An 11,824-nucleotide genomic window follows, 5' to 3' on the forward strand; every position below is an offset into this window, starting at 1 on the left:
GGTGTCACCACCGGCCGAGGCCTCGCCGCACTGCCCACAACCGATCCCGGATCTGCTCGCGCGGCGTCACCACGGTCAGCTGCTCAGGCTGGTTCTGACCGGATGCGCACACCGACTTCCGTGCCGCCCTGCGATCATGCGCCCATGGATACAGGGGGATCTCGTGGCCGCCGCATGGCGGGAGCCGCTCGCCGGCGCCGGGCCGGTTCCGCACTTCTCGCGGTGGCAGCAGTGGTCGCCGTGCTCGCCACCCTGGCCGTAGTGGTGGTGGTGCTCCCGGGGCTGGTGGTCGAGCGCGATCTCGGCGGGGCCGAGATCTCGGCCGCTGAACGGCTCGGAGCTGTGAACAACGTACGCACGACACTCGTGCAGGCGGTCGCCGGCACCGTCGTCCTCTTCGGCGCCTACGCCACCTGGCGGCAGTTGAGGGTGAACCAGGAGGGGCTGAACGCCACCCGGGAAGGACACATCACCGACCGCTTCAGCAGGGCGGTCGACCAGCTCGGCAGCGAGAAGACCGACGTGCGGATCGGCGGCCTCTATGCGCTGTGGCGGATCGCGGACCATTCGGCTCATGACCGGGCTACGGTCGTCTCGATCAAGGCCGCATTCCTCCGGACCCACCTGCCATGGCCTCCGCCAGGGCAGGACTCGCCGGCGACGGAAGTCTCCATCAACTCCGTGCCTCCGTTGGAGACCCGTGCCCCGGACGCTCAGGTGGCGCTCACAGGCCTCGGAGTCCTGTGCCAGGAACGCCGGCCCGACTGGCTCAACGTCAGCTACACCGACCTGCGTCGGGCCGACTGCGACGGACTGTGGCTGCACCACATCAACTTCGACGGCGCCTGCCTGGAAGCGGCCAGTATCTACAAGGTCAACCTGACCAAGGCCTCGCTGATCGCGGCCAACATGCGCCACGTGGAGCTCGGAACGTCGATTCTCCACCAGTGCCGCTGCATCGAAGCCGACCTGCGCGGCGCTCGGATGGTCAGGGCCGACTTCAGCGACGCCGACTTCTCCGACGCCGACCTGCGGGAGGCGAATCTGCGCAAGGCGCGGGGCCATGGCGCCAAGTTCGCGGGCGCGGACCTGAGACGGGCTGATCTCCGAGGAACCGACCTCGCCGGCGCCGACCTGACACGAGCGAACCTGGAGGGCGCACTGGCAAGCGACGCCACCATCTGGCCGACGGACTTCGACATCCAGGCGGCCGGCGTCGTCATGGTCGAGGATCCGGGCGCCGAGCCGAGCATTCTGCTGCAAGCCGCCGCGATCACCAGGAGCGTCCCACCCCTGCGTTCGCCTTGATGCGCCCATCGAGTTGTCTGTCGGGCGGTCGCCCTGATGGGTTGTCCGCCTCAGTGGATGCCCTTGCGCAGCGGGCCGCACAGGTCTGGGCGTCATGCCTCTCCGCGTCAGCAGGCGGTGTCCCAGTGGTGGAGAGCCCGGAGCGCGGCAGTGCGGTTGGTGGGGGTGGCCGCGGTCGGGGACGGGGTGAGGAGGTAGTCGGCGACGGGCGTGAGGAGCAGAGGCGTGTCGGGGGTGGGAGTGAAGAGGCGGGCCTCGTCCCATGCGTGGCGGGTGACGGTGCGGCGCAGGAGGATGCCGTGGCGGATGGGGATGCGCCGCGTCGTGGTGGCGGACTCGGTGCGGCGGCGGTGTTCGGGGGCGAGTTGGGGAGCCAGTTCGGCGCGGACTGCGGCGAGGGGGCCGAGCGGGAGGTGGTCGGCGGCGTGGTCGAGGAGGCCGGCGGCCTCGGGGGCCAGGCGGTAGGCGGCGAGGACCGCGGCTGTCTCGGCGGGCTCGAAGGGCTGGCGGGCGAGGCCGGCAATGTCGAGGAGGGTGACGGGACCGGGGGGCAGGGCGGGCCGGTGGAGACGGGTCTCGGCGAGGGCGATGAGGCACTCGACCTGCTCGTCGGCGACCAGGTACGGCCGGACGGGCACGGCCGAGCCGTCGCCGGGCAGGGCGGCGGTGGTGAGATGGACGCGGTACCAGGGGTCGACCAGGGGGTCCTCGGCGGGCCAGTGGACCGTGACGGCGGTGTGGTGGGGACCGTCGCCGATCAGTGAGACGTCGATGTGCTCCACCGGGTGGTCGGTGACCAGACGGATGACGGCCTGCCACAGGGCCGCCTCGTCGGGGGCGACGAGATCGAGGGTGTCCAGCGGCCGGAGCAGGCCGGCCGGGTAGTAGCCGGCGAGCGGGAGGCCTCGGATGGCGCGGACGCCGGTGGAACGAGCCAGGTCGGCAGCGAGGCGGGTGTAGTGGGCCGCCCGGTCGCGGGCGCGGCGGAGTTCGGCACGGGCGGGCTCACCCATCCGGACGCCGTCGCGAACCAGGGCGGAGAGCACCAGGTGGGGCAGGTGGTGGCCGACCCGGGCGCGGTGGAGCAGTTCGGCCGGCCCGGCAGCCGGGTCGGCTTCGAGCAGCCGGTACAGCAGAGCGGTGTTCACGGACGTCCGCCTCCGAATGTATGGTCAGGCCCGGCGCCACCGGCGGCCGAGGGGGGCGGGCGGGCGGTGCCGGAACGTCTCCGGCGTGCCCGCGGCACGGCGATTCTGTACGGCAGGGTTCAACCCTTGATCACCACAGGCTCAACAGACTCTCGACACCGAGTGCGACGCTGTGGTTAAAAGGTGACACAAAATTGGACATGTGGGCCGAGCGGGGCGGCCACTGTGTTCTGGGGCGGCTGGGGGGCTGACTTGGACGATCTCCGTTTTTCGTTACTCGGTCTGATGCGGGCTCACAAGGGCGCTACCGCGCTGAAGATCGGTAGCCCGCAACAACAGGCGATGCTGGCCGTGCTCCTGCTCCGGCCGGGGTACTCGGCGAGTGCGACCGATCTCATCGCCGCGCTGTGGGGCGAGGAGCCGCCGAGCGCGGCGATGACCACGGTGCGTACCTACGCGTGGCGATGGCGCAAGGTACTGGACTCGGGGGGAGCGAGCGAAGAAGGGGCGGGGGCCGAAAAGCCCGCGTCGAGTGTGCTGGTGTCGATGGGGGACGGCTACCGGCTTGTCCTGCCGAAGCTCGCTGTGGACACGGCGGAGGCGGAGGCGCTGGCCGCCGAGGCGGAGCGCACCGCGCGAACCGATCCGCTGCGTGCCCGCGACCTGCTCAACGAGGCGTTGGAACTGTGGCAGGGCGAACCGCTGGCCGGCATCCCCGGACCGTTCGCTGAGCGACACCGGCAGCGGCTGGAGGAACTGCGGCTGACCCTGCTGGAGGAGCGGATCGGGCTGGATCTGTCACTCGGCCGACACTCGCGCTGCATCCCCGAGCTGACCGCCCTCACCACCGAGCACCCGCTGCACGAGCGGGCGTACGGACTGCTGATGCGGGCGCTGTACCAGGCTGGCCGGCAGGCGGACGCGCTGGCGGTGTACCGCGGGGTGCGGCAGTTGTTCCTCGCGGAGCTGGGCGTCGCGCCGGGGGCGGAGCTGGACCAGCTGCACCGGAGAATCCTGGAGGGCGATCCGGCGCTGGCTGCTCCGGGCCCGGTGGCGATGAAGGAGAGCGGCACGGGGGCGCCGCTTCCGGAGGAGCCCGAGAGGGAGAAGGGGCCGGCCCGGGGCGGCCCGGACGCCGGCGGCTCCGGGGGCGGGGCCGCTGTCCCGGCGGCCGAACCGGACCCGCAGGAGGAGAGAAGCGCGTCCGGCGCCGCCTTCCGGCCCGCCGCCGCGCCACCGCGGCCCGCCCAGCTGCCGCCGGACGCCGCCGACTTCACCGGGCGGACGGCGCCGGTCCGGGTGCTGGACGAGGCGCTCGGCACACCCTCGGCGCAGGCGCTGGTGATCGCCACCGTGGTCGGTATGGGAGGGGTCGGCAAGACGGCGCTGGCGCTGCACGTGGCACACCGCGTCCGGGAGACGTACCCGGACGGACAGTTGTACGTGGACCTGCGCGGCTCCGACCCGGTGCCGGCCGATCCTGAGGCGGTGCTGAGCGGCTTCCTGGTGGCGCTCGGTGTGTCCGGCGACGCGGTGCCGGACGGGCTGGACGCGCGCTCGGCGCTGTTCCGGTCCGTGGTGGACGGGCGGAGGTTGTTGCTGGTCCTCGACAACGCCAAGGACGCGGCGCAGATCCGGCCGCTGCTCCCAGGGGCGGTCGGCTGCGCGGTGCTCACCACCGGGCGCACCCGGCCGGCCGGGCTGCCGGCCACCGTCCAGGTCGACCTGGACGTGTTCCAGCCGTCCGAGGCGCTGGACCTGCTCGGCCGCACCATCGGAGCCGAGCGACTGGCCGCCGAACGGCAGGCGGCGCTGGAGCTGGTGGTGGCCTGCGGATACCTGCCGCTTGCGGTCCGGATCGTGGCCGCCCGGCTGGCGGCCCGGCCGGGCTGGACGGTGGAGACACTGAGCCGCAGGCTCCAGGTGGAGCGGCGGCGGATCGACGAGCTGCGCATCGGCGACCTCGCGGTGGCGGCGGCCTTCGAACTGAGCTACCGCCAGCTGACCGTCGACCAGGCCCGGGCGTTCCGGCTGGTCGCCTCGGTGGACGGGCCGGACATCGGGCTGCCGGCCGCCGCGGCGCTGCTCGACCTCGACGAGTACGAGGCCGAGGACCTGCTGGAGGCTCTGGTGGACGTGGCGATGGTGGAGTCGCCGTTCCCGGGACGGTATCGCTACCACGACCTGCTGCGGGCGTTCGCCCGGCGGCGCCCGGTGCAAGGAGTGGGCTCCTCCCCGATGGGCGCCACGGCGGAGTCCGGGGAGGCGGTGGCGGCCCGGGACCGGCTGCTGGACCACCTGCTGGCCACGGCCTGCACCGCCTTCCAGCAGGCGGTGCCGGGCGATCCGGCAGCCGGCGCACTGGGTCCGGCGCGCTCCCCCGGTGTGGCGCTGGCAGGGTGGGACGCGGCCCGCGAGTGGACGGCGGCGGAGCGTGCGGGCGCGGTGGCACTGGCAGCCCAGGTCGCCGCGGACGCGGGAGCGGGCGGGACAGGCGGGGCGGTGCTGCGGGACGGCGTGCACGGGACGGCGTTGCGGGCCGCGATCGATCTGCTGATCGCGCTCACTCCGTTCGTGCTCACCCCTCCGAGCCGTCAGCTCGCGGCCACCGCCGACGCGCTGGCCGAGGTGGCGGTGCGGCACGGCGACGTCCGGGCTGCCGGACGTGCGCACTTCCTGCGCGGGAACGTCGCCCTGGCGGCGACCCGGCTGGACGCGGCCGAGGCGGCTGCCCATCAGGCGGTGGACGCCGCGAGGACCGCCGGCGACACGGTGATCCTCCGTCAGGCGCTCAACGACCTGGGCCTGATCTGCCAGTTCCTCAGCCGCTTCGACGAGGCGGTGGACCACTACGACGAGGCACTGCTGCTGGCGAACGAACTGGGGCACCGTTCCGGCGCCCTCGTGACGACCGTGAACGCCGCGCTGGCACGGGTGCGCAGCGGGCGGGCGGTGGAGGCCGTGGAGATCTGTCACGAGGTGCTGGCCGAACTGCGGACCCGGCAGGACGACCCGGGGCGTGCGTACACGCTCTACGTACTGGGTCTGGCGTTGCACGGGCTCGGGCGGCACGAGGAGGCGGTGACCTGGTTCCGGGAGTGCCTGGCGGTGGCGACGGGAGCCGGTCTGCGGGACCGGGCCGCGCACGCGCGCTACCGGCTGGCGGACAGTCTGCGCTCGCTCGGCCGGGCCGACGAGGCGCTCGACCACGCCGGGCAGGCGCTGGCCCTCTGCGAGGAGCTGGGGGCGGAACGGGACCAGGCACAGGCGCTGGTGGTGCTGGGCCGCTCGCTGGCGGACCTCGGTCGCAGGGCCGAGGCGGGGGCTCGATTGCGGCAGGCGTACGAGATCTTCTCCCGGCTGGGACTTCCGGAGGCCGCCGAGGTGGGCGGGCTGCTGGAGGAACCAGCGCCGGCGCTCGTCGACCCCTGAGTGCCGGGGGCCTGGGCGGCAGCCACGGAGAAACGATTCTCCTCGCAGCACCGCACACTGGTGCGGCTCAGGAACCGGTGCTGTTCCAGTCCTTGTCGTCGGTCGGGGTGGGGGTCGGGACCGGTACGGCGTTCTGGTTCGTGGTGACGCCCCCGCCCTGCTCGGTGCCGCTGGTGCCGTCGGCCATCGCCGTACCGGCCGCGCCGACGGCGAGCACCGCGCTGAGCCCGAGGCCCGCGACGGCCAGGCGGATCCGGGTGGCACCGAGGGTGTTCGTACGCTTCGCCATGACTGCTCCCTGGGACGTCTTCCCTGGTGGGAAGGGGTTCTTCCGGGCTTCCCGGACTGCTCCGGGCTGATGGGACGAGCATGGCAAGGCGCGTTCAACAGCCGATCGACGCACGAGCACCGTGCGTCGATCGGCTTCGTTGATCGGGGCGTTGGCCGGGCGGGACCGGGGCGTTGATCCGAGCGCCGAACCGGAGCACTGACCGGTGTTCAACCGGGCGTTCCTCCGGGTGCGGTTCAGGCGGCCTCTCGGATCTCCAGGGTGCAGCACTTCACACTGCCGCCGCCCTTGAACAGCTCGGAGAGGTCCATCCCGATCGGCCGGAAGCCGCGCTCGCGCAGCCTGGCCGCCACCCCGGTCGCGGCCTCCGGCAGCACCACATTCAGGCCGTCACTCATCAGATTGAGCCCGAACACCTCGGCGTCCGCCTCCTCCACCAGCACCGCGTCCGGGAAGAGCCTCCGCAGCACCGCCCTGCTGCCCTCCGAGAACGCACCGGGGTAGTACATGATCTGGTCGACGTCGAGCACGCTGAGCGCGGTGTCGAGGTGGTAGAAGCGCGGGTCGACGAGGTCAAGGCCGATCACCGGACGGCCGAGGAACTCCTGCGCCTCCGCGTGGCCGGCGGAGACGCTGCGGAAGCCGCGCCCGGCGAGCAGGTAACTGCCCGTCAGCAGCAGATCGCCCTCACCCTCGTTGACGTGGACCGGGTCGTGGGTGGTGAAGCCGTTGGCCCGGAACCACTCCAGGTAGGCGGGGCCCTCGGCGGCACGCTCGGCATCGCGGAACCGGGCACCGAGCACCTTGCCGTCGACGACGGTGGCGCCGTTCGCCGCGTAGACCATGTCGGGCAGGCCCGGCAGCGGATCGATCAGGTCGACACGGTGGCCGAGCTCGACATACAGCTCGTGCAGCCGCTCCCACTGGGCGACGGCGAGACCGGTGTCGACCGGCTTGGCCGGGTTCATCCAGGGGTTGATCGCGTAGCTGACCTCGAAGTGGGTCGGACGGCACATCAGGAAGCGGCGCGGGCGGGCGGCGCGGGTCATGGGAGGCTCCGGGAGGTGTGAGGGTGACGGCGAGGGCGAGGAGAACCGGACTGCGGGGAGGGCGATCAGGACACCGCGGGACGCTCGGGGAAGCTCCGCAGGCGACGCAGCGGACTGGCCAGCAGGACGGCGCCGGCCGAGAGCAGCACACTCGCCATGATCCAGAGGGTGGTTCGGGCGCCGAGCACCTCGCCCAGCCAGCCGCCGAGCAGGGCTCCCACCGGGATGGCGCTGAAGTTGATGGTCGAGGCGCTGGCCCGGATCCGGCCGATCATCGCGGGTGGGCAGTAGGCCTGGTAGAAGCTGCCGGCGATGACGTTCCCGGCGATCACGCCGCAGACCGCGACCGACCAGGCCACCGCGCTCACCGCGAGCGGCAGCCGCTCCCCCGCCATCGGGAGCAGGAGGATGAACGGCGCTCCCACCAGTTCGCAGAGCAGCAGCCCACGCGCCGTCCCGAAGCGGCGGGCGATCCTTCCGGCGAGCGCCGCCCCGGCCAGACCGCCGATCGACACCACCGCGAACACCGCCCCGACGCCACCGGGCGTCACGCCCACGCTGCGGACCAGGAACACGGTCTGCACCGCCTGGATGCCGTTGAGGCCGAGGTTGCCGACGGCCGCGAAGCTGGCCAGCGTGCGCAGATACGGGTCGCGCACCAGGAACCGGACTCCCTCGCCGATCTCGCGCAGAAGTCCGCGCCGTTCGGAGACCGCCGGCGGCTTCTCCTCGGCCCTGATGGTGCCCACGCAGACCGCCGCCACAAGGTAGGTGACCGCGTCGGCGAGCAGACCGCTGACGGCGCCGAACGCCTGGGAGAGCAGGCCGGCCAGGCCGGGGCCGGCGATCTCAGCGGCGGCGTCCCCGGAGCGGAGTTTGACATTGGCCTCCAGTAGGTCCGGCTTGGCGACCAAGGCGGGCAGCACGGCGCTGTACGCGGTGGACAGGAACACCTTGACCGCACCGGCCAGCAGGGCCACGACCACCAACTGGGCCATGGTCAGCAGGCCCAGCCAGCCGGCCACCGGCACACTTCCGAACAGCACCAGCAGGAGGAGGTCGCAGACGAGCATCACCTTCAGCCGTGGCCAGCGGTCCACCCAAGCGCCTGCCAGCAGGCCGAGGAAGAGCCACGGCACCCAGGCGGAGGCGGTCAGCAGGCCGACCATGAAGGGCGAGGCCTCCAGGGTGACGACCGCCACCAGGGCGAGCGCCACGTTGCCGACGGCAGTGCCGAGGCCACTGGTCGTCTCACCGATCCAGAGCTTGCGGAAGTTGTCCTGCGCCCAGAGGCCCCAGCGGCTCCTCCGCGGTGCGTCGGCCGGGGGCGACTGCGGGGACGGCGGCTTGACGGAGGCTGTGGTCATGGCGGGTCACGCTCCAAGCTTCTCGGCGAGCACGGCGGCGATGCGTGCGACGGGTTCCGGCTGTGTCATGGCGCCGTGCGTGCAGGTGATGCGGTGCTCCTCGACGCGGCCGTCGACGTACGGGTGCCAGGCCTCCCCGTAGGGCCAGTCGGCGGGCTTGTCGAGGGTGGCGCCGAAGAAGACGGCGTCGCCCCGGTAGCGGCCGGGCACGTGCTCGGCCATCAGCTTGCGGTGCTGCTCGAAGACATCGGGCAGAACGCCGGCGGCCTCGCCGAGCAGCGCGGAGAGGTCGGCTTGGCCCCGTCCGTCGGCCGGGTCGTAGCCGAGCGAGGCGAGCAGCTCGGCGAGGGTGTCGACCGGGTCGTCGGAGTCTGGGGTGCCGCCCCCGGCGGCGTACCGGGTGGGGTCGGCTGGGAGGCCGTCGAGCAGGGCGAGCAGGGCTACCTCCTGGCCCGCCTCTTGGAGGGCGACGGCCATGGCCTGGGCGACCACCCCGCCGAAGGACCAGCCGAGCAGGTGGTACGGCCCCTCCGGCTGGACCGCACGGATCTGCCGCACGTAGTCCTCGGCGATCTCGGTGACGCAGGACGGGGAGCCCCCGCGCAGACCGCGCGCCTGAAGGCCGTGGACCGGGCGGTCCGGGTCGAGGTGGCGCAGCAGCCCGGAGTACACCCAGCTGATGCCCGCGGCGGGGTGGACGCAGAACAGCGGGGCCTTGCTGCCGCCGGCACGCAGTGGGAGGAGCACTTCGAGTGCGCTGAAGGCGCTGTGGGTGTCGGTGGCTGCCACGTCCGTCCGGGCGAGGTGCCGGGTCAGGGCGGCCACCGTGGGGGCTTCGAAGAGCACCCGCATGCCGAGGTCGGCGCCGAGTGCGGTGCGGATCCGGTTGAGCAGCTTCATCGCGAGGAGGGAGTGGCCACCGAGGTCGAAGAAGCCGTCGTCGACGGACACCGGGCCGGGCAGCCCGAGGACCTCGGCGAAGAGGCCGCAGAGCAGTTCCTCCTGTGGCGTCCGGGGCGCGCGGCCGGTGGGCGAGGAGAGGAGCTCGGGGGCGGGGAGCGCGCGCCGGTCGACCTTGCCGCTTGCCGTCAGGGGGAGTGCGCCGATCGGGACGATGGCGGCCGGAAGCATGTAGCCGGGCAGCGAGTCGGCGGCGAAGGCGCGCAGTTCGGCCTGGTCGAGCGGGCCGTCCTGCACGACGTGGGCGACCAGCCGGGGCCCCGCGGTGCCGTCATCGTGGACCGTCACGGTGGCGGCGAGGACCCGGGGGTGCCGGGTCAGCACGTGTTCGATCTCGCCTGGTTCGATCCGGAAGCCGCGGATCTTGACCTGGTGGTCGGTGCGGCCCAGGTAGTCGATGCCGCCGTCCCGGGTACGGCGGACCAGGTCGCCGGTGCGGTACATCCTCCCTCCTTGCCCGCCACCGGGCAGGAGGGGCCCAGCCGGCATGAACGGGTCGGCGACGAAACGCTCGGCCGTCAGCGCCGGACGGCCGAGGTAACCGCGGGCCAGGCTGTCCCCGGCCAGGTACAGCTCGCCGGCGACCCCGGCGGGGACCAGGTTCAGATGCTCGTCCAGCACGTAGGCCCGGGTGCCGAGGACGGTACGGCCGATGGCCGGGCGCTCGGTGGCCGCGAACGGTTGGGTGAGCGCGTCGACGGTGGACTCGGTGGGACCGTAGAGGTTGTGCGCGGTGGTCGCGGGTGCTTCCCGGAGGCGGGTCCACAGGGACTGGCCGACCGCCTCGCCGCCGAGGAGCACCATGCGCGGGGTGCCCGACAGCGCGGGGACGTCCAGCAAGCCCTCGTCGATGAGCTGTTCGGCGTAGGAGGGGGTGACCTCCAGGACGTCGATCGACTCCGCACGGATGTGCCGGACGAGCGCGGCGGCGTCGCGCCGGACCTCGTCGCCGATCAGGTGCAGCTCATGGCCGGCGATCAGCCAGAGCAGGCCGTCCCAGGAGGCGTCGAAGCAGAGCGAGGCGGTGAGCGCGACGCGCCGTCGGCCGCACTCGCGCTCGGCCGCGCCGATCGGGCCCGTCGCGGAGCGGTGCGAGGCGAGCAGTGCGGCGATCGAACCATGGCTCACCACCACGCCCTTGGGGCGCCCGGTGGAGCCGGAGGTGTAGATCACGTAGGCGGCGTCGGAGGCAGTGGCGCGAGCCGGCGGATTGCCGGTGGCGGGACGGGCGGCAGGTGCGACGGCGCGGTTCGCCTCGCCGCGACGGTTCGTCTCGTGACGAAGGACGGTGTCCGTCTCGGCGGGATGGTTCGTCTCGTCCGCAGGTGCCGTCGTCACGCGGGGCAGGCCGGCGAGCAGTTCGGGCAGTGGCCACCCCTCGCCGGTCACGACCAGCGCGGGAGCGGCATCGGCCAGCATGGCGGCGGTCCGGTCGGCCGGATACTCGGCGTCCAACGGGAGCGAGGCAGCACCGGCCTTGAGCACGGCGAGCAGGGCGATCACGGTCTCCGCTGAGCGCGGCAGGGCCAGGGCGACCACCGACTCCGGGCCGGCACCCGCGTCCGTCAGGCGGTGGGCGAGGCGGTCGGCGCGGGCGTTCAGCTCGGCCCAGCTGAGCCGGGTGCTTCCGGCGACCAGGGCGGTCACGTGGGGGGTGCGCGCCACCTGGGCCTCGAACGCGGCGGACAGGAGCGGAGCGTCCACGGGCAGGTCGTCGCCACCGGCTAGAAGTTCCGTGCGCTCGTCGGCGGAGAGCAGGTCGACCCGGCCGATCGGCCGCTCGGGGCCGGCGGCGACTGCGGTCAGCAGGCGGCCCAGCCGGACCGCCATGGACTCGACGGTCTCCCGGTCGAACAGATCGGTGGCGAAGTCGATCGCGCACTCCAGACCAGCGGGCGCACCGTCGGCCTCGAAGGACTCGCCCATGGCGATGGAAAGGTCGAACTTGGCCGCGTACCCGCCGACCGGTTCGACGGTGGCCGACAGGCCGGCCAGGTCGAGCGACGCTTCACCGGGCTCGTCCGGTGTGCCGGCCCTGCCCCCGCCCTGGAGCAGCAGCATCACCTGGAAGAGCGGGTGGCGGGCCAGCGAACGGGCCGGGTTGAGCTCCTCGACCAGTCGCTCGAACGGCACGTCCTGGTGTGCGTGGGCGTCGAGTTGGGTCTCCCGGACGCGGCCGAGGAGTTCCGCGAAGGTCGGGTCGCCGGAGGTGTCGGTGCGCAGCACCAGGGTGTTGACGAAGAAACCGACCAGGTCGTCCAGTGCCTCGTC

General features: G+C 72.9%; 7 protein-coding genes. 2 read left to right on the top strand and 5 right to left on the bottom strand.

The features are described 5' to 3' along the window. Positions 1–174 precede the first annotated feature (174 nt). A complete protein-coding gene (locus tag ACFV6V_RS30610) occupies positions 175–1,308 on the top strand; it encodes a pentapeptide repeat-containing protein (RefSeq protein WP_385571099.1) in 1,134 nt (377 codons plus the stop codon). A gap of 107 nt (positions 1,309–1,415) precedes the next feature. Here ACFV6V_RS30610 and ACFV6V_RS30615 read toward each other — a convergent pair whose 3' ends face one another. Then, on the bottom strand, positions 1,416–2,456 hold the full coding sequence (locus tag ACFV6V_RS30615) for a hypothetical protein (protein WP_385571100.1): 1,041 nt from the start codon (positions 2,454–2,456) through the stop codon (positions 1,416–1,418). Between the two features lie 285 nt (positions 2,457–2,741). On the opposite strand from ACFV6V_RS30615, the gene ACFV6V_RS30620 reads away from it, so the two are divergent. Continuing rightward, on the top strand, positions 2,742–5,888 hold the full coding sequence (locus ACFV6V_RS30620) for a BTAD domain-containing putative transcriptional regulator (RefSeq protein ID WP_385571101.1): 3,147 nt from the start codon (positions 2,742–2,744) through the stop codon (positions 5,886–5,888). Positions 5,889–5,955: 67 nt separating this feature from the next. Here ACFV6V_RS30620 and ACFV6V_RS30625 read toward each other — a convergent pair whose 3' ends face one another. From ACFV6V_RS30625 to ACFV6V_RS30640, 4 genes are all read right to left on the bottom strand, one after another. Beyond that, positions 5,956–6,177 carry a hypothetical protein gene (locus ACFV6V_RS30625; RefSeq protein WP_385571102.1) on the bottom strand — a complete coding sequence of 74 codons (222 nt, stop codon included), beginning with the start codon at positions 6,175–6,177 and terminating at the stop codon, positions 5,956–5,958. 236 nt (positions 6,178–6,413) lie between these two features. Then, positions 6,414–7,226: a dimethylargininase gene (ddaH, locus tag ACFV6V_RS30630; protein WP_385571103.1), complete on the bottom strand. Its 813-nt coding sequence runs from the start codon at positions 7,224–7,226 to the stop codon at positions 6,414–6,416. Positions 7,227–7,291: 65 nt separating this feature from the next. Continuing rightward, positions 7,292–8,593: an MFS transporter gene (locus ACFV6V_RS30635; protein WP_385571104.1), complete on the bottom strand. Its 1,302-nt coding sequence runs from the start codon at positions 8,591–8,593 to the stop codon at positions 7,292–7,294. Between the two features lie 6 nt (positions 8,594–8,599). Further along, positions 8,600–11,824 (bottom strand): amino acid adenylation domain-containing protein (locus ACFV6V_RS30640; RefSeq protein ID WP_385571105.1); only part of this gene is annotated, 3,225 nt, incomplete at its 5' end.

This window comes from Streptomyces sp. NPDC059828 (genome assembly GCF_042731955.1).
In the GTDB taxonomy this organism is placed as follows: Bacteria; Actinomycetota; Actinomycetes; order Streptomycetales; family Streptomycetaceae; genus Streptomyces.

Excerpts from the sequence above, each read along its gene's own strand:
- ACFV6V_RS30610 (WP_385571099.1), top strand. The coding sequence starts at position 175 with ATGGCGGGAGCCGCTCGCCGGCGCCGGGCCGGTTCCGCACTTCTCGCG.
- ACFV6V_RS30620 (WP_385571101.1), top strand. The coding sequence starts at position 2,742 with ATGCGGGCTCACAAGGGCGCTACCGCGCTGAAGATCGGTAGCCCGCAA.
- ACFV6V_RS30625 (WP_385571102.1), bottom strand. The coding sequence starts at position 6,177 with ATGGCGAAGCGTACGAACACCCTCGGTGCCACCCGGATCCGCCTGGCC.
- ddaH (WP_385571103.1), bottom strand. The coding sequence starts at position 7,226 with ATGACCCGCGCCGCCCGCCCGCGCCGCTTCCTGATGTGCCGTCCGACC.
- ACFV6V_RS30635 (WP_385571104.1), bottom strand. The coding sequence starts at position 8,593 with ATGACCACAGCCTCCGTCAAGCCGCCGTCCCCGCAGTCGCCCCCGGCC.